Below are 16588 nucleotides of genomic sequence, written 5' to 3'. Positions count from 1 at the left end.
GACATGTTGTTATGGAATCTTATCAAGCAAGACCGTGGCGGACAGATATTACTGGCACTGCTGGCACTGGCCATTATCATCGTGCCGATCCTGAACGGTCTGCCATCCGATCACCCTCTGCATATCCCCACCTATATGGTGGCAGTCATGGGCAAATACCTGACACTGGCCCTGCTGGCACTGTCGGTTGACCTGGTCTGGGGCTATCTCGGTATCCTCACGCTGGGTCACGGTGCCTTCTTCGCACTAGGTGGCTATGTGATGGGAATGTACCTGATGCGTCAGATCGGTGACCGGGGTGTATACGGGCATCCGGAGTTGCCAGACTTCATGGTGTTTCTGAACTGGGACAGCCTGCCCTGGTACTGGCAGGGACTGGACCAGTTCTGGTTTGCTGCCATTCTGATCGTCCTGGTGCCGGGCCTGCTGGCCTTCATTTTTGGCGCACTGGCCTTTCGTTCCCGTGTATCCGGCGTGTATCTGTCGATTATCACCCAGGCACTCACCTTTGCCTTGATGCTGGCATTTTTCCGCAACGAGATGGGCTTTGGCGGTAACAACGGCCTGACTGACTTTAAAGACCTGCTCGGCTTTAATCTGCAAGCCCGTGAAACCCGTGTTGGCCTGTTCATCGCCTCGGCTATCGCACTGGCGCTGGGCTATCTGCTCTGCCGCTCTGTCACCCAAAGCCGTCTCGGCAAGGTCTGTGTCGCAGTACGTGATGCCGAATCCCGCTCCCGTTTTATGGGTTACCGGGTTGAAAACGTCAAACTATGGGTGTTTACCCTCTCGGCCATGATTGCCGGTGTCGCCGGTGCACTTTATGTACCTCAGGTCGGCATCATCAACCCGAACGAGTTCTCGCCGCTGAACTCCATCGAAATTGTTGTCTGGGTCGCTGTCGGTGGCCGTGCAACACTTTATGGTGCTGTGGCAGGCGCCATCTTTATCAACTACGCAAAAACCTGGTTTACCACCGAACTGCCGGATGTCTGGCTGTTCGCTCTGGGTGCCATCTTTATACTGGTCACAGTACTCATGCCCAAAGGTATTGTCGGACTGCTACGTCGCAAGGAGGGTAACGCATGAGCCAGCCATCCCTGCTGTCTGAAATCAAAGACAAGCACCATGTGTTCTCCTTCATGCAGTCGCAAGCGTCACCCGTGCTGAATGTGGATAAACAGATACTGCTCTACCTCGAGGGTCTGTCGGTCAGCTTCGATGGCTTCAAGGCCATCAATGATCTCAACCTGTATATCCGTGATGGTGAACTGCGCTGCATTATCGGCCCGAACGGGGCCGGTAAAACCACCATGATGGATATCATCACCGGCAAAACCAAACCGGACACAGGTTCAGCCTGGTTTGGACAAACCATCAATCTGCTGGAGCTGGACGAACCGGCCATTGCCCAGGCAGGTATTGGCCGCAAGTTCCAGAAACCGACGGTATTCGAGTCGCTGAGTGTGTACGACAACCTGGTGCTGGCCATGCCGGATGAACGCCTGGTATTCAGCCTGCTGTTTGCAAGGCTCAAGGGTGAACAGCGGGATCGCATCGATGAAGTAATGACACTGATCGGACTGCAAGATCATTCGGCTATGCGTGCAGGCAGCCTGTCACACGGGCAGAAGCAATGGCTGGAGATCGGCATGCTGCTGATGCAGAAACCCCGCCTGCTACTGGTCGATGAACCCGTCGCCGGCATGACACATCAGGAGATGGACCGCACCGCAGAACTGCTGGTGTCTCTGTCAGGAAGCCATTCGGTGGTGGTGGTCGAGCACGACATGGACTTCGTGCGTCAGCTGGCTGGCAAAGAGCGTACGGTCACCGTCCTGCATCAGGGCAGTGTACTGGCAGAAGGCAGTATGGATCAGGTACAAAACAACCAAAAAGTGATTGAAGTCTATCTGGGAGAGTCACAATGATCAGTATTCAGGGCCTCAATCAATTCTATGGTGAAAGCCACACCCTCTGGGATATTGATATGCAGATACCTGAAGGACAATGCACCGTTCTCATGGGGCGTAATGGCGTCGGCAAAACCACCCTGCTGCAATGCATTATGGGTCACCAGAAAGTGGCCTCCGGCAGCATTCAGCTGAACCCCGCAGACAAGGACCTGGTCAAAACCTCGGTGGAACAGCGGCCACGACTGGGGATCGGCTACGTACCTCAGGGGCGACAGATCTTCCCCCTGCTGACAGTCGAAGAAAACCTGCAAATCGGCCTGCCGGTTCTGCCGCGAGGCCAGCGCAGGATTCCAGACTATATTTTCGAACTCTTTCCGGTGCTGGCAGACATGATGCACCGCCGTGGCGGCGATCTGTCCGGTGGCCAGCAACAGCAGCTGGCCATCGGTCGCGCACTGGTCGTTGACCCCAAGCTGCTGATCCTCGATGAACCCACCGAAGGGATTCAGCCCAATGTGGTGCAGGAGATCGGCGACATCATTCGCAAACTCAATCGGGAGATGGGACTCACGGTATTGCTGGTCGAACAAAAACTGCCCTTTGCCCGCAAAGTCGGAGATCGCTTCTGTATCCTCGACCGGGGGCGTAAGGTGGCTGAGGGCGACATGGCGGGCCTGGACGATACCCTGATTAAGCAGTATTTGACGGTATAAGGGTGCCATGCGGGGTGATGTATCGCTTCATGATGGACTCGTTGCTCTGTTGCAATCGAGCAGCTTCTACATCTCACATTGCAACTTAATCCATTGAACCAAGGCAAGTATATGAGGATCTTCCATTCGAGTTTCAGAAATTCTTAGCCAATAACTGGCGGGTGATATTACGCTTTCGCAGGGTGCGATTAGTCGACCCGACTTCAAGTTATCTTGTACAAGAGAGAAGCGAGCCATTGCAACGCCAAGGCCTGCAGCAGCGGCTTCAATAGCCATATCGACACGGTTAAAGTAGTAATGATCTGCATTCTGAAGTGGCTGGATTTGCATTTGTGTAAGCCAGACGTTCCATTCGCTATGTCGATCAGCATTCGCCCATGCTTCGGTGTCGTGGAGGAAGGCAATATCTTGCCAAGACTCTGATGCAGCCCAATCCCGGTTGCCGCGATAATGGGGTGACATAACGGGAAGTAAATATTCATTCATCATAAACCGTACGTTATGTTCAGCCCCTCGATAGGTTGGGCTGTAGTCAATCGCGATATCGTAGTCTAAGGGTGCATCGTCTAAAACACTGAGAGCAGCGAGTACTTCTACCCTGATTAAGGGATGAGTCCGATGAAACTCGGTTAAACGAGGAATCAGCCAATGAAACGCAAAGGAGGGCGTAGCTTTAAGGCGAAGGATACGTTCGGTGTCCTGGCTTTTAACAGACTCGACCGCAAGAGAGAGTTTGTTAAGCGGTTGCACAATGTTTGCGAATAGGGTTTCTCCGGTTGCTGTCATCCTGAGCGAACGAGCACCACGAACAAATAAAGGCGAACCCAATTCTTCCTCCAGCTTACGAATTTGTTGGCTGACAGCCCCTGTGGTCACAAAAAGCTCGTCAGCCGCGCGAGAAAAACTCATTACACGCCCCACTACCTCAAAAATTCTTAATGCGGTTAGGGTTCTGGCGTTTAACATTCAATTGGCTCCAATAATTCGTAGGCCATCCGTGTGAGTAAAGCCTTTTTAGGCCACTATTCGATTTAGAAAAACTAAAAGTTGGTTTAATAACTATCGTTTGATGATCACGTTAAATCAAGCAATACTAGGTGTATTAACTCTCTAAATGTAGGCCAGTATTCATGTTTCACCTCTCGATAACCCAAGAACAGCAAAGCCTGATCAGACAGGGTAAGCCATTACTCTGGCTAAACCGACAGTATCAAGATTCTTCGTCTGCACCTGCAAAACCAGATGTTCTATCAATTTATGAAGCAGAAGCACGTTTAGCGCGTTTTGCACCTTTATTATCCCAGTTGTTTCCTGAGCTTGCCGTTAGCGACGGGATTATCGAGTCGCCATTGATGCCTGCGCCTCATTTACATCAGGCAATAACGCCCATGGGGGCACGCACCCTGATTAAAGCCGATCATAGTTTGCCCGTTGCAGGCTCGATAAAAGCGCGAGGCGGTATTCATGAGGTGCTGTGTTTTGCTGAACAGTTGGCGCTAGATCATCAAGCCCTAAAAGACATCCATGACGATTATCAAAAATTACTGCAGCCAGAGGTTCGGTCGCTTTTCGGTCAGTATGAAATTGCGGTGGGTAGCACGGGAAATCTTGGACTTAGCATTGGCATTATTGGTGCTGCCCTCGGTTTTCAGGCAACCGTGCATATGTCGATAGATGCAAAAGAGTGGAAAAAAGAACGCCTGCGCAAGCGGGGGGTGAAAGTAATAGAGCACAATGCAGACTACGGAGCTGCAGTTGCCGCCGGACGGGCAGAGGCAGACGCAAACCCTCGCAGTTATTTTGTGGATGATGAGAACTCACCACGATTATTTATGGGATATGCTGTTGCCGCATTGCGCTTAAAGGCACAGTTGGAGGAGCAGCAGATTTCGGTTGACTCGGATCATCCTTTGTTTGTCTATCTCCCCGCGGGTGTGGGTGGAGCACCAGGAGGAATAACCTTTGGTTTGAAAGCAATGTTTGGTGAGCATGTGCATTGCTTTTTTGCTGAGCCCGTTCAGGCTCCTTGTATGTTGCTGGGTATGGCGGGCAGACCAAGCGCGGAGCCCGTCAGTGTGTACGAGTTCGACTTAACGATTGATACCGAAGCCGATGGCTTGGCCGTAGGGCAGGCGTCTCAATGGGTTTGTGATGCGATTCGAGACCAATTGGCAGGTGTCTATACGGCGGAGGATGCCGCTTTGTACCAACATTTACTGCAATTGAAGAGGCTTGAAAATATCGAGGTGGAGCCGTCAGCGGCGATTGGGTGCTTAGGGCCTCAGATGCTGAATACACCCGAGGCTAGGGCATGGATTCGGGATCATCAATTGGATGAAGTAATGGACAAGAGTACACATCTGATTTGGACAACCGGCGGGTCTTTTGTCCCGAGGGAGGAGTATCAAGCGTTTATTGATAAAGCGATCCGTTATATTTGATGCTTGCAGAAAACTCTTAAGTACTCGTCTATGCCATACCTATGTACTTTTTATGCGCCTGCACCCTGTCCAGCCACGCCATCACTGAAGGGTAATCCCGCAGATCAAAGCCTCCTTCATGCGCAACATGGGTGTAGCCATACAGACTGATATCTGCGGTGGTGAGAGTGTTTCCGGTTAAGTAAGGGGTCACGGACAGCTGTTTCTCCATCACCGCCAGTGCCTTATGCCCGCCAGACTGCTTGGCTTGATACTCAGCCCTACGCTCTTCAGGCAAACCAAGATACTTGGCAATAAAGCGTGCAACCGCAATGTATGGCTCGTGACTGTACTGCTCGAAAAACTGCCACTGCTGTACCTTGGCAAGGTCGAAACTATCTGCCGGTAACAGCTCACTGCCAGCAGCCAAAAAGTTAAGTATCGCATTGGACTCGGACAGGTACCGGCCATCTGCCAGTTCAAGAAGTGGGATTTTTCCAACAGGATTCTTCTGTAAAAATGCAGCGCTCGATGTATCTCCTGCCAGGATATCCACATGAATCCACTCATGCTTTATATCCAGCAGCGAACACAGCAGCTTGATTTTATAGCAGTTCCCGGACTGTAGATCGCCGTAAATTTTCATCAATACACCTTCCTGTATTTAATACACCGTGCAGTAACTGACAAACCGCACCCATCACTACCTGGAATCAGGTCTCTCATATACATCCACCCAAATCAACCACCGCACTTTGGGATGGAATGATTTCATCATAAACCAAAGCATGTTACCTGTTACGCCAGATAAAGTGCGATAACACGCATCACTGTGCAAGTTCTCAAGCGTCTCTGAATGCCAAAAGCACCATTACGGTGCAATAACACCCAGATGGAACCAACAAGGTGCACACTCTGCACCTCTTCCGAGCGTGACCGCCCTGTTTGTACGGACAGGATAGCTGGCACACTCCTTGCAAAATTCAGCGGAACAGTTACCTCGCGTGATGCAAACACCTGCAGAGCGCCATACGTTCAAGAGAATCGCTACGATGGAATTATCACCCCGCGAAAAAGACAAGCTGTTATTGTTTACCGCTGCACTGGTGGCTGAGCGGCGCAAGGCGCGTGGCGTCAAGCTGAACTATCCGGAGGCTGTTGCCTATATCAGTGCGGCGATTATGGAAGGTGCTCGTGATGGACGTACTGTTGCCGAGCTGATGGACTATGGCCGGACGCTGCTCAGCAGTGATGATGTGATGGATGGTATTCCCGATATGCTGCCAGAAGTGCAGATTGAAGCCACCTTTCCAGACGGCACCAAGCTGGTCACCATTCACGACCCTATCGTTTGAAGGAGCCCACCATGATTCCCGGAGAAATGAAGGTAGCACCTGGCGAAATTGAGCTGAACGCCGGGCGTGAAACCTGTCAGGTCAGTGTTGCCAATACAGGCGATCGACCCATCCAGATAGGTTCTCACTATCACTTCTATGAAGCCAATCAGGCGTTGATCTTTGATCGTGAGGCAACGCGCGGGTTTCGTCTGAATATTGCTGCAGGGACTGCGGTGCGTTTTGAACCCGGTCAGAGTCGCACGGTAGAGCTGGTGGCCTATGCGGGCTCACGACGGGTATTCGGATTTCAGGGCAAGGTTCAGGGCGACCTTTAAGCAGGCAGGAGCAACTCATGGCAACGATTTCACGACAAGCCTATGCCGAAATGTTCGGCCCGACCACAGGTGACCGGCTACGACTGGCCGATACCGATCTGTGGCTAATGGTAGAAGATGATCTGACCGTTTACGGTGATGAGGTCAAGTTCGGTGGCGGTAAGGTCATTCGCGACGGCATGGGGCAGGCACAGTGTCCCAGCGCCAAAACAGCGGATCTGGTGATCACCAATGCACTGATTATCGATCACTGGGGCATTATCAAAGCCGATGTTGGCGTCAAGGATGGGCGTATTCTGCATATCGGCAAGGCCGGTAACCCGGATACCCAGCCCGGCGTCGATATTGTCATCGGCCCCGGCACTGAAGTAATTGCCGGTGAAGGCCAGATACTCACCGCAGGCGGTATCGATGCGCATATCCATTTCATCTGCCCGCAGCAGGTTGAGGAGGCACTCTGTTCCGGGGTAACCACAATGATTGGTGGCGGCACCGGACCGGCCACCGGCACCAATGCCACCACCTGTACGCCCGGCCCCTGGAATATCCACAGGATGCTCGAGGCGGGTGATCAACTGCCGATGAATCTTGGGTTTCTTGGCAAGGGTAATGCCAGTTTGCCGGAAGGACTGCGTGAGCAGATTGCCGCCGGTGCCATGGGGCTGAAACTGCATGAAGACTGGGGTACCACGCCAGCAGCGATTGATTGCTGTCTGACGGTGGCCGACGAGATGGATGTGCAGGTCGCCATCCATACCGATACGCTGAATGAATCCGGTTTTGTCGAATCGACACTGGCAGCGATCAATGGCCGGGTGATTCACACTTACCATACTGAAGGTGCTGGCGGCGGTCATGCCCCGGATATCATCAAGGCCTGTGGTGAGAACAATGTGCTGCCCTCTTCAACCAATCCGACTCGTCCTTATACCGTGAATACGGTTGATGAGCATCTGGACATGCTGATGGTGTGTCACCACCTGGACCCGTCGATTGCAGAAGATGTCGCTTTTGCTGAATCCCGGATTCGTCGTGAAACCATTGCCTCGGAAGATATTCTGCATGACCTCGGGGCCTTCTCCATGATCTCTTCGGATTCTCAGGCGATGGGGCGTGTCGGTGAAGTGGTCACGCGCACCTGGCAAACGGCTCACAAGATGAAATGCCAGCGTGGTCCGCTGCCGGAAGACTCCGCAGAACATGATAATTTCCGTATCAAGCGCTATATCGCCAAGTACACCATCAATCCTGCCATTGCACAGGGCATCAGCCATGAAGTGGGTTCGATTGAGGCGGGCAAGCTGGCCGATCTGGTGCTCTGGAAACCGGCATTTTTTGGTACCAAGCCCAGCCTGATTCTGAAGGGCGGTTTTATTGCGATGGCCCCGATGGGTGATCCGAACGCTTCGATTCCGACCCCTCAGCCGGTACATTACCGACCCATGTTTGGCAGCTATGGCAAGGCGTGTCAGAGAACATCCATGCTGTTTCTGTCCAAAGCGGCCATTGCAGCAGGCGTACCGGAGCAGCTCGGATTGCAGAGTCTGATAGGCGAAGTCCGCGACTGTCGCACAGCCACCAAGGACAAAATGATCCATAACAGCTATCAGCCCGAGATCAGTGTTGATCCGCAAACGTACGAAGTTCTGGCTGATGGGCAGCTGTTAACCTGCGAGCCAGCTACCGAACTGCCGCTGGCGCAGCGTTACTATCTGTTCTAACTGTTTGTCATAACCACTATAACTGGAAATGCCCCATGATTCGCTTAACCGAAAAACTGGACACTCCCCAGGTCGCTGATGCCAGCCTGAGCCTGACCATCGACCAACGCATTCGCAGCCGTCTGAAAGTGACGTTGGATGATGGTCGTGATGCCGGTGTATTTCTGCCACGCGGCCTGATTCTGCGTGGTGGCGACTGTTTACGCAGTGACTGCGGCCTGATTGTTGAAATCAAGGCCTCTGCCGAAACCGTTTCAACGGTGCACTGTGAAGACACCCTGCTGTTAGCACGGGTCAGCTACCATCTTGGTAATCGGCATGTACCGCTGCAAATTGCGCCGGGCTTTGTCCGTTACCAGCACGACCATGTACTCGACGCCATGGTTAAGGGACTGGGTGCTCAGGTGGTATGCGAGCAGCAACCCTTTGAACCGGAAGCCGGCGCTTACAGCAGTGAAGGCGGCGGTCATCACCACAGTCATGACCACGACCATGATCATGACCACCCACACGCGCATTGATTTTAAAGACATGATAAGGAACTGACCATGAAGACTCGTAATGTTTACTTGACCGGTTTGGCACTGCTGTTTTGTTCTCCCCTGCTACTGGCACATCCCGGCCATGATCCTATCCAGAGCAACTTTATCTCGGGTTTGCTGCACCCTCTGACAGGCCTGGATCATCTGGCGATGCTGCTGGGTATTGGCGCACTGGGAGCCTGGCAAACGGCCAAACAACGCTCTCAACTCTATACTGGTACGCTGGGCATCCTGTTCGCTGGTGCAATTCTGGGGCTGCTGACCGGTTTTGAAAGCGGTATTGAAGTTATGATTCTGGCCTCGATGTTCCTGATCGCCGTGGCACTGTTTTTCTCTGCACGTGGCCTGTTGCCCATGCTCGCAGCACTGGCACTGGTGATGTTCCACGGCTGGGCTCATGGCCTGGAAATGCCAGGGGGTGGCGTGTTCACCTTTATGCCCGGCATGCTGATCATGGCCTCCGTGATCATGACGGCAGGCTATGCACTGGGTAAAACCTTCCAGCCCAAGTGGCTGGGTGCTGGCAGTGGTGCGGCTGCCCTACTGATTACACTGCTGGGTTAATCGCATGTTACCCAGCCTGCGTCTATTTCAGCTGATCAGTCCATCCCTGCCGGTAGGCGCATTCACCTACTCGCAAGGGCTGGAATGGGCGATTGAGGCTGGCTGGGTCAACACGGCAGCCGAACTGCAGGAGTGGCTACGGGATGTACTGCAACACAGCGTCGCCACGCTGGAGCTTCCAGTACTGGCAAGGCTCTATCATGCCTGTGCGTCAGCCGATGCAGAACAACTGGATTATTGGTCCACCTACCTGTATGCCAGTCGTGAAACCGCCGAGCTGCGTGCAGAAGAACGTCAACGAGGCAAGGCGCTGGCGGTGTTGTTGCCAGCACTGCAAGTCGACATCCCCGCCAGTTATGCTGCCGCACTGCAGCGTACCCAGCTGGCCGGTATGGCACTGGCGGCCCATCGCTGGCAGATCCCGCTGGATGCACTCTGCAGCGGCTACCTCTGGAGCTGGCTGGAAAACAGCGTCATGGCGGGGGTAAAACTGGTGCCCTTGGGACAAACCCAGGGACAACAGTTGTTGCTGTCCCTGTCAGAGATTCTGCCTGCCTTACAACAGCAAGCCCTGCAGACACCCAACGCCGATGTTGCTGGCTGCACCCCGGCTCTGGCCATCGCCAGTGCACAACATGAAACCCAATATACGCGATTATTCCGCTCTTAATCTGATAACAGGATCTGCCTCATGAGTGACTATAAATCTCCTTTACGTATCGGTGTCGGCGGCCCGGTCGGCTCCGGCAAAACAGCCTTGCTGGAAGTATTATGCAAGGCCATTCGCGACCGCTACAGCATTGCCGTGGTCACTAACGATATTTATACCCAGGAAGATGCCAAGATTCTGACCCGTGCAGAAGCCTTGCCCGCCGATCGCATCGTCGGTGTGGAAACCGGCGGCTGTCCACATACGGCTATTCGTGAAGATGCCTCCATGAACCTGGCGGCTGTCGAAGAACTGGCCAAGCTGCACAAGGATCTGGATGTGGTGTTTGTCGAAAGCGGTGGCGATAACCTCAGTGCGACCTTCAGCCCGGAGCTGGCTGACCTGACCATTTACGTGATCGATGTGGCCGAAGGTGAAAAAATTCCGCGCAAAGGTGGTCCGGGAATTACCAAATCCGACCTGCTGGTGATTAACAAAATAGATCTGGCTCCCTATGTAGGCGCCAGCCTGGAAGTCATGGAATCCGATACCCAGCGCATGCGACCCAATCGTCCCTATGTGTTTACCAATCTCAAGGAAGGGATCGGCCTGGATGTCATCATCGATTTCGTGGTGAAACAAGGCATGCTGGATGCCGCCTGATACCGGGACTTTAGAATGACCGACATGCACCTTTCCGGCATCACCCCAAAGGACACTGAGCAAGCAGAGGGCTGGCGTGCGCGTATTGCACTAAGCTTTGGCGTGCGTCGGGAAAAAACCCGGGTCATCGCTTCACAACGCCTCGGCCCGCTGTCGGTGCAGCGAGCCTTTTACCCTGAAGGACCTGTCTGTCACAGTTACTTGCTGCACCCGCCGGGCGGTGTGGTCGGTGGTGATCGTCTGGAGGTAAAGGTCGATGTCGAAGCCCATGCCCATGCGCTGATCACCACACCGGGTGCAACCAAGTTCTACCGTTCCGGTGGGCGCCTGGCGACGTATCAGCAAATTCTCAATGTCGATGCTCAGGGCGCACTGGAATGGCTGCCACAGGAGAATATTTTTTTCCCTGACAGCCAACTACGCATGCAAACCCACATCCACCTCAGCCAGGGCGCGCGCTTTATCGGCTGGGAAATGCAATGTCTGGGACGCCCGGTGATTCAGGAACATTTCGATCAGGGCCAGATTCGTGCATCACTGCAACTGAATCTGGATGGCAAGCCACTCCTGATCGAGCATTTCAATACAGATGCAGACCACTTACAACGTGCCCGTGCCGGGTTACGCAATTATCCGATGCAGGCCACACTGCTGATCACTCCGGCAGATGACGCACTGCTTGAGCAGATCAGAGACATCCTGCAACAACCGGGGCACATGGATATCCTCAGTGGCGCCACTCGCCTTGAGCAGCTGATTGTTGTCCGGCTGCTGGGCCCCCAGACCGAGCCTTTACTGCAGCTCATGACCGCCATCTGGCAGGCGGTCAGGCCTCAAGTAATGGGGCGGAGCGCCTGTCTGCCGAGGATCTGGGCGACCTGAAAACGCATCATTGGCTGGGCGTATAACGTGCCAGCCAATGTGCATAAGGAGCTGGCAACACCCACGCAGCATCAGGCTGCCCTAGTGCTTTGGCCGCCTCATAGGTCCATCGGGGGTTAACCAGATGCGCCCGCCCCACCATGACCAGATCCATCTGCCCTGCAGCCAGCACCTGCTCTGCCAGTTCCGGGGTATCGATATACCAGGAAGATGCTACCGGTAGCTGGGCTTCCTGTTTGACCCGCTCAGCAAAGGGTGCCAGAAATGCAGGTCCCCAAGGGATCTTGGCCTGAGGGGTCGAGAATCCGATGCTGACACTCAGGAAGTCCAATCCTTCGGCTTTCATTAACTGTACCAGACGGATGGCATCCTGCAGGGTTTGTTCATCACGACCATCGAATTCGATGACACCAAAACGGGCTGTCAGTGGCAAATGCTCAGGCCATTCCTGACGCACGGCACGCAGGGTTTCCAGCAGGAAGCGACTGCGTCCGTCGAAGTCACCGCCATAGGCATCGGTTCGCTGATTGGCATGCACTGAAAAGAAGCTCTGCGCCAGATACCCATGAGCAAAATGCAGTTCCAGCCATTCAAAGCCAGCCTCTCTGGCACGACGGGCTGCCGCTACAAAGTCTGCCTGCACTCGCTGAATATCAGCCAATGTCATGGCTTCGGGTTCCTTCCAGAGGCCGCCACCAAACGCGATGGCTGAAGGCGACAGGGTTGACCAGCCACGGGGATCATCACTGGCAATATGATCATCGCCATCCCAGGGACGATTGGCACTGGCCTTGCGGCCCGCATGCGCCAGCTGAATACCGGGCACCGCACCCGCTGCCTTGATCTCGCGGGCTATGTCAGCCATACCCGCCTGTTGTTCATCTTTCCAGAGTCCGGTACAGGCCGGTGAGATACGTCCTTCGGGCGATACAGCGGTAGCCTCTACAATGACCAGACCCGCACCACCACGCGCCAAACCAGCATAATGAGAACGATGCCAGTCATTGGTAAAGCCATCTTCAGCACTGTACTGACACATGGGTGGCACGGCGATACGGTTACGCAGGGTAATCGACTTTAATGTAAAAGGGGTAAACAGGTGATTCATGACATCTCCGATGATCGGGTGATTGATAGCTTGGCAGTTTAGGTGCAATGAATCATAATAAACACAGCAAAATCATTATAGGCTTTATAATATATCATTATGATCAATCCTCACTGGCTTCAAAGCTTCCGTGCATTGGCCGAACAAGGCAGCTTTACCCGGGCAGCCGATGCATTGGGACTCACGCAGGCAGCCGTCAGTCAGCACGTACGTTTTCTGGAAGATCAATATGGCCTGCTGGTTGTGAGGAAATCACGCCCCCTGGAACTGACACCGATCGGTCAGGAACTGCTCTGCTATGCGCTGGAACTGTCCGAAGCCGATGCCCGGTTTCAGCATCGTCTGAACCTGTCTGACAGCCTTGAAGGAGAGGTCAGCCTGATCACCCCCGGCAGTAGCGGCTTGCTGATCTACCCCGCTCTGCTGGCACTGCAACAACAGCATCCCGGTCTGGTAATACGTCACCGTTTTGCACCGGATCAGGAGGTGCTGCAAGCTGTTCTGAATAATCAGTACGAGCTGGGACTCTTGACGTTTGCTCCACAGGATAAACGTTTGAAGGCTCAGGCAATTGCCGAGGAACCCCTGGAGCTGGTTCACCCACGCGGTACACGCGTCAAGGAATGGCAGGACCTGGTAGAGTTGGGTTTTATTGATCACCCGGATGGACGTGCCATGGCAGACAAGCTTCTCAGTCGACATTTTCCAGGCCAACCCGGGGCTGCCACCTTGCCCAGCAAAGGCTACAGTAACCAGGTCAGCCTGTTACTGGAACCGGTCGCGCGAGGTCTGGGCTTTACCATTTTGCCACGCTATGCCCGGCAAGCCTTTTTGCGTCAGGATGAAATAGCTGTTTGCCAATGCCAACGCCCTGTCGTAGATACACTCTGGGTCATCCACCGTGCCGAATGGCCGCTGCCACGACGCTGCCAATGGGTGCTGGACACCATGAAAAACTGCCTGACCCATTGAGGAAAATGCTAACCAATCATCTCTTTGAACACTGACTCGATATCAAAATCGTCCTGTTCTTCATCATCGATTTTGAGGGACTTTTCCACATGCTCAAGATGTTCCAGCATCAACGCTCGTGCTTTCGCCGCATCACCTGAGGTAATTGCATCCACAATGGCCGCATGCTCATCATCCTTGCAGGCCGAGGCTGAAGGTGAGTCATACAGACAGATAATCAGGCTGGACAAGGCGGTCAGGCGGCGCACAATGTCACAAAAAAGAGTGTTACCCGTCAATTGGGCAAGCAGCAGGTGAAAATCCCCGGTTAGCTGGGTCAGACGGGCATGATCCTTATCTGCCCGGGCAGCAGCCTCTTCAGCCAGATGCTGCTGCAAACGCGCCAGCACCTGAGTACCCGCTGTGCTGGCCAGTTGCTCAACCACCGACACTTCAATCGCACGCCGGGCTGCAAAGACTTCAACAGCATCACGTGCAGTAGGCCGGGTAACATAGGCTCCCCGGTTATGCTTCAGCGTGATAATCCGGTCCTGGGCCAAACGGAAAAACACCTCACGCAAACGGGTGCGGCTGACCCCGAATACCCGACAGAGCCGCTCTTCAGACAGCTTCAGTCCAGGCGGCAATTTACGATTGGCAATCGCAGCAAACATCAGATCATAAATACTCTGGTTATCACTGACGCTTTTTACCTTGGCCACACATGATTTCCTTCTTCAGACGACCCGTTCAGAATACACCAAGACGGGCCAGGTCTTAATAGCTTTTACACGGCTTCTGCCGTTAATGCATGGATACAGCGCACCGCACGGTTATCAGCCTGATAGGCTGCTGGCATTGGCTCCAGACAGGCGTCACTGCGGTAGCGACAGCGTGGCGCAAAGGCACACTCCTGTATCTGCCGGGTCAGCTGTGGTGGTGATCCCGGAATGGCGGGCAAGGCTTCGCTGCGATTCATGCCGGGATGTACTGTGGCGGCCAGCAGCCCTTGTGTATAAGGATGCCAGGGCTGAGACAACACCTGATCCACAGGTCCTTCCTCTATAATACGACCGGCATACATCACCGCTGTTCGATCCGCGACCTCTATCGCCACGCCGACATCGTGGGTCACAAAAATCATGCTCATGCCCAGTTCACGCTGCAACTCTTTCAGTAACAGCAGTACCTGAATCTGCACCGTGGCATCCAGTGCCGTCGTGGGCTCATCGGCCAGCAGAATTTTCGGCTTGCACGCCAACGCCAGTGCAATCATGGCACGCTGACGCATGCCGCCTGACATTTCATGCGGATAAGCGTCCAGGCGCTTGGCAGCAGAGGGAATACGCACCCGCTCCAGCATTTCCAGTGCCCGCTTGCGTCCTTCCGCATAGCTACACCCCTCATGGCGACGCACCGATTCAGCAATCTGATCACCGATGGTAAACACCGGGTCAAACGCCAGCATTGGTTCCTGAAACACCATCGAGACTGTTTTACCACGCAGGGCAGACAAGGCTGCCGGACGCATCGCCAACAGGTCAACACCATCAATTTTGACTTGGCCTTCTATACGGGTCTTATGTGCAGGATGCAGGCGCATCAGCGATTTCATGGTAACGCTTTTGCCACACCCGGACTCACCCAGCAATGCCAGGGTTTCACCGGCAGCCAGATCAAAGCTGACATCAGAGACAGCATATACAGGCCCTTCTTCTGCCTTGAAGGTGACATTCAGATTGCGGACTTCCACCAGTTTTTCAGCACTCATGCGCACACCTCCTGCAACTGGATATATTCGCTGTAGCCACTGCTGTCAGGCAGCGCAAAACAGGCCGCCTGATGCGCACCGGAGACCCGCACATTATCCGGCTGTCTGGCTGCACAAATGGGACGCGCCAGCTCGCAACGCGGATGGAAACGACAGCCTGACGGTGGTGCTATGGGATTTGGCGGATCACCTTCCAGTACTTTATGCTGCTTGCGCTGATGCGGTGTCTGCGACGGCACTGAACTCAGTAACGCGCGGGTGTAGGGGTGAGAAGGATTCTGGTACAGCTGCTCCACCGGACCTGATTCAACCACCTGCCCCAGATACATCACCATGACGTCGTCACTGATATATTGCACCACGTTCAAGTCATGGGAGATAAACAGGTAGGTCAAACCGAACTCTTTCTTCAGGTCTGCCAACAGGTTCAATACCTGTGCCTGCACCGACTTATCCAGTGCGGACACCGCCTCATCCAGAATCACTATCTCCGGCTTGATCGCCAGCGCCCGGGCAATATTGACCCGCTGACGCTGACCACCTGAGAGTTCATGAGGATAGCGGCGGATAAAAATATTCGGATTCAGGCCAACCTTATCCAGCAAATCCCGCGCCTGCTGACGTGCTTCACGCTCGCTGACGCCATGAATCTGTGGTCCAAAAGCGATACTGTCTTCAATGGTCAGGCGCGGGTTAAGTGACGCATAGGAATCCTGGAACACCATCTGCATTTGTCGACGCAGCTCGGCAACCGGATGACGTCCGCCGATACGGCCAAACTCCTTGCCTCGAATACTGATACGTCCTTCATCCGGCTCAATCAGGTGCATCAGCAAACGTGCCGTAGTGGACTTGCCACAACCTGACTCACCGACAATTCCCAGAGTCCGCCCCTTTTCAACACTGAAACTGACACCATCCACAGCCTGTACCACCTGGGTCGGACGTCCAAGCAGGTCTTTACCAACGGGAAAGTACTTTTTCAGATCCTGGACACGTAATAATGCACTCATGGT

At 54.0% G+C, this 16588-nt stretch carries 19 protein-coding genes; 13 read left to right on the top strand and 6 right to left on the bottom strand.

Annotation, left to right across the window (positions count from 1 at the left end; all coding sequences use genetic code 11):
- The first annotated feature begins 3 nt into the window (after nt 1-3).
- The 3 genes from urtC to urtE are packed head-to-tail and all read left to right on the top strand — an operon-like array spanning nt 4 to nt 2629.
- Nucleotides 4-1089 carry an urea ABC transporter permease subunit UrtC gene (gene urtC, locus ADINL_RS04000; RefSeq protein ID WP_036544217.1) on the top strand — a complete coding sequence of 362 codons (1086 nt, stop codon included), beginning with the start codon at nt 4-6 and terminating at the stop codon, nt 1087-1089.
- Nucleotides 1086-1931, top strand: coding sequence for an urea ABC transporter ATP-binding protein UrtD (gene urtD / locus ADINL_RS03995; protein ID WP_036544215.1), 846 nt, complete (start codon nt 1086-1088; stop codon nt 1929-1931). The genes urtC and urtD overlap by 4 nt, the downstream gene beginning before the upstream one ends.
- On the top strand, nt 1928-2629 hold the full coding sequence (urtE, locus tag ADINL_RS03990) for an urea ABC transporter ATP-binding subunit UrtE (RefSeq protein ID WP_036544212.1): 702 nt from the start codon (nt 1928-1930) through the stop codon (nt 2627-2629). The genes urtD and urtE overlap by 4 nt, the downstream gene beginning before the upstream one ends.
- Nucleotides 2630-2695: 66 nt before the next feature.
- Here urtE and ADINL_RS03985 read toward each other — a convergent pair whose 3' ends face one another.
- Nucleotides 2696-3595, bottom strand: a complete 900-nt coding sequence (locus ADINL_RS03985) for a LysR substrate-binding domain-containing protein (RefSeq protein ID WP_036544210.1) — start codon at nt 3593-3595, stop codon at nt 2696-2698.
- 164 nt (nt 3596-3759) lie between these two features.
- On the opposite strand from ADINL_RS03985, the gene ADINL_RS03980 reads away from it, so the two are divergent.
- The gene (locus ADINL_RS03980) at nt 3760-5070 is read left to right on the top strand and encodes a D-serine ammonia-lyase (RefSeq protein ID WP_036544208.1); all 1311 of its coding nucleotides are present in this window, start codon (nt 3760-3762) and stop codon (nt 5068-5070) included.
- A gap of 28 nt (nt 5071-5098) precedes the next feature.
- Here ADINL_RS03980 and ADINL_RS03975 read toward each other — a convergent pair whose 3' ends face one another.
- Nucleotides 5099-5695, bottom strand: coding sequence for a glutathione S-transferase family protein (locus ADINL_RS03975; protein ID WP_036544206.1), 597 nt, complete (start codon nt 5693-5695; stop codon nt 5099-5101).
- Nucleotides 5696-6101: 406 nt separating this feature from the next.
- Here ADINL_RS03975 and ureA point away from each other — a divergent pair, with 406 nt between their 5' ends.
- Genes ureA through ADINL_RS03935 form a run of 8 tightly spaced genes read left to right on the top strand, consistent with a single transcriptional unit; the run spans nt 6102 to nt 11742 of the window.
- Complete coding sequence (ureA, locus tag ADINL_RS03970; protein WP_036544204.1) at nt 6102-6404, top strand: urease subunit gamma; 303 nt, start codon at nt 6102-6104, stop codon at nt 6402-6404.
- A gap of 11 nt (nt 6405-6415) precedes the next feature.
- The gene (locus tag ADINL_RS03965; protein WP_036544202.1) at nt 6416-6721 is read left to right on the top strand and encodes an urease subunit beta; all 306 of its coding nucleotides are present in this window, start codon (nt 6416-6418) and stop codon (nt 6719-6721) included.
- A gap of 17 nt (nt 6722-6738) precedes the next feature.
- Nucleotides 6739-8442, top strand: a complete 1704-nt coding sequence (ureC, locus tag ADINL_RS03960) for an urease subunit alpha (RefSeq protein ID WP_036544200.1) — start codon at nt 6739-6741, stop codon at nt 8440-8442.
- A 35-nt stretch (nt 8443-8477) separates the two neighbouring features.
- Nucleotides 8478-8963, top strand: coding sequence for an urease accessory protein UreE (gene ureE / locus ADINL_RS03955; protein ID WP_036544198.1), 486 nt, complete (start codon nt 8478-8480; stop codon nt 8961-8963).
- 27 nt (nt 8964-8990) lie between these two features.
- Nucleotides 8991-9548: a HupE/UreJ family protein gene (locus ADINL_RS03950; protein WP_036544195.1), complete on the top strand. Its 558-nt coding sequence runs from the start codon at nt 8991-8993 to the stop codon at nt 9546-9548.
- Between the two features lie 4 nt (nt 9549-9552).
- Nucleotides 9553-10218 carry an urease accessory protein UreF gene (locus tag ADINL_RS03945; protein WP_036544193.1) on the top strand — a complete coding sequence of 222 codons (666 nt, stop codon included), beginning with the start codon at nt 9553-9555 and terminating at the stop codon, nt 10216-10218.
- A 21-nt stretch (nt 10219-10239) separates the two neighbouring features.
- Nucleotides 10240-10860 carry an urease accessory protein UreG gene (ureG, locus tag ADINL_RS03940; protein ID WP_036544190.1) on the top strand — a complete coding sequence of 207 codons (621 nt, stop codon included), beginning with the start codon at nt 10240-10242 and terminating at the stop codon, nt 10858-10860.
- A 15-nt stretch (nt 10861-10875) separates the two neighbouring features.
- The gene (locus ADINL_RS03935; protein ID WP_204368190.1) at nt 10876-11742 is read left to right on the top strand and encodes an urease accessory protein UreD; all 867 of its coding nucleotides are present in this window, start codon (nt 10876-10878) and stop codon (nt 11740-11742) included.
- A gap of 7 nt (nt 11743-11749) precedes the next feature.
- On the opposite strand, the gene ADINL_RS03930 is transcribed toward ADINL_RS03935, so the two are convergent.
- Nucleotides 11750-12850, bottom strand: a complete 1101-nt coding sequence (locus ADINL_RS03930) for an NADH:flavin oxidoreductase/NADH oxidase (RefSeq protein WP_036544188.1) — start codon at nt 12848-12850, stop codon at nt 11750-11752.
- A gap of 99 nt (nt 12851-12949) precedes the next feature.
- Here ADINL_RS03930 and ADINL_RS03925 point away from each other — a divergent pair, with 99 nt between their 5' ends.
- Nucleotides 12950-13822 (top strand): LysR family transcriptional regulator, encoded by an 873-nt coding sequence (locus ADINL_RS03925; protein ID WP_036544187.1) that lies wholly within the window; start codon nt 12950-12952, stop codon nt 13820-13822.
- Between the two features lie 8 nt (nt 13823-13830).
- Here the strand turns inward: ADINL_RS03925 and ADINL_RS03920 are convergent, their stop codons facing one another.
- The 3 genes from ADINL_RS03920 to ADINL_RS03910 all read right to left on the bottom strand — a co-directional run bounded on the left by ADINL_RS03920 (nt 13831) and on the right by ADINL_RS03910 (nt 16585).
- Nucleotides 13831-14523 carry a GntR family transcriptional regulator gene (locus ADINL_RS03920; RefSeq protein WP_036544185.1) on the bottom strand — a complete coding sequence of 231 codons (693 nt, stop codon included), beginning with the start codon at nt 14521-14523 and terminating at the stop codon, nt 13831-13833.
- Nucleotides 14524-14588: 65 nt separating this feature from the next.
- Complete coding sequence (locus ADINL_RS03915) at nt 14589-15572, bottom strand: ABC transporter ATP-binding protein (RefSeq protein WP_036544183.1); 984 nt, start codon at nt 15570-15572, stop codon at nt 14589-14591.
- Nucleotides 15569-16585, bottom strand: a complete 1017-nt coding sequence (locus ADINL_RS03910; protein WP_036544180.1) for an ABC transporter ATP-binding protein — start codon at nt 16583-16585, stop codon at nt 15569-15571. Before ADINL_RS03910 ends, ADINL_RS03915 begins: the two co-directional genes overlap by 4 nt.
- Nucleotides 16586-16588: the final 3 nt, after the last annotated feature.

The sequence above is a fragment of the Nitrincola lacisaponensis genome (genome assembly GCF_000691225.1).
GTDB classification, from domain to species: domain Bacteria; phylum Pseudomonadota; class Gammaproteobacteria; order Pseudomonadales; family Balneatricaceae; genus Nitrincola; species Nitrincola lacisaponensis.
This window is presented reverse-complemented; position numbering and strand designations above follow the sequence as displayed.

Coding starts and splice junctions, on each gene's coding strand:
- urtC (WP_036544217.1), top strand. CDS start 4: ATGTTGTTATGGAATCTTATCAAGCAAGACCGTGGCGGACAGATATTA.
- urtD (WP_036544215.1), top strand. CDS start 1,086: ATGAGCCAGCCATCCCTGCTGTCTGAAATCAAAGACAAGCACCATGTG.
- urtE (WP_036544212.1), top strand. CDS start 1,928: ATGATCAGTATTCAGGGCCTCAATCAATTCTATGGTGAAAGCCACACC.
- ADINL_RS03985 (WP_036544210.1), bottom strand. CDS start 3,595: ATGTTAAACGCCAGAACCCTAACCGCATTAAGAATTTTTGAGGTAGTG.
- ADINL_RS03980 (WP_036544208.1), top strand. CDS start 3,760: ATGTTTCACCTCTCGATAACCCAAGAACAGCAAAGCCTGATCAGACAG.
- ADINL_RS03975 (WP_036544206.1), bottom strand. CDS start 5,695: ATGAAAATTTACGGCGATCTACAGTCCGGGAACTGCTATAAAATCAAG.
- ureA (WP_036544204.1), top strand. CDS start 6,102: ATGGAATTATCACCCCGCGAAAAAGACAAGCTGTTATTGTTTACCGCT.
- ADINL_RS03965 (WP_036544202.1), top strand. CDS start 6,416: ATGATTCCCGGAGAAATGAAGGTAGCACCTGGCGAAATTGAGCTGAAC.
- ureC (WP_036544200.1), top strand. CDS start 6,739: ATGGCAACGATTTCACGACAAGCCTATGCCGAAATGTTCGGCCCGACC.
- ureE (WP_036544198.1), top strand. CDS start 8,478: ATGATTCGCTTAACCGAAAAACTGGACACTCCCCAGGTCGCTGATGCC.
- ADINL_RS03950 (WP_036544195.1), top strand. CDS start 8,991: ATGAAGACTCGTAATGTTTACTTGACCGGTTTGGCACTGCTGTTTTGT.
- ADINL_RS03945 (WP_036544193.1), top strand. CDS start 9,553: ATGTTACCCAGCCTGCGTCTATTTCAGCTGATCAGTCCATCCCTGCCG.
- ureG (WP_036544190.1), top strand. CDS start 10,240: ATGAGTGACTATAAATCTCCTTTACGTATCGGTGTCGGCGGCCCGGTC.
- ADINL_RS03935 (WP_204368190.1), top strand. CDS start 10,876: ATGACCGACATGCACCTTTCCGGCATCACCCCAAAGGACACTGAGCAA.
- ADINL_RS03930 (WP_036544188.1), bottom strand. CDS start 12,850: ATGAATCACCTGTTTACCCCTTTTACATTAAAGTCGATTACCCTGCGT.
- ADINL_RS03925 (WP_036544187.1), top strand. CDS start 12,950: ATGATCAATCCTCACTGGCTTCAAAGCTTCCGTGCATTGGCCGAACAA.
- ADINL_RS03915 (WP_036544183.1), bottom strand. CDS start 15,572: ATGAGTGCTGAAAAACTGGTGGAAGTCCGCAATCTGAATGTCACCTTC.
- ADINL_RS03910 (WP_036544180.1), bottom strand. CDS start 16,585: ATGAGTGCATTATTACGTGTCCAGGATCTGAAAAAGTACTTTCCCGTT.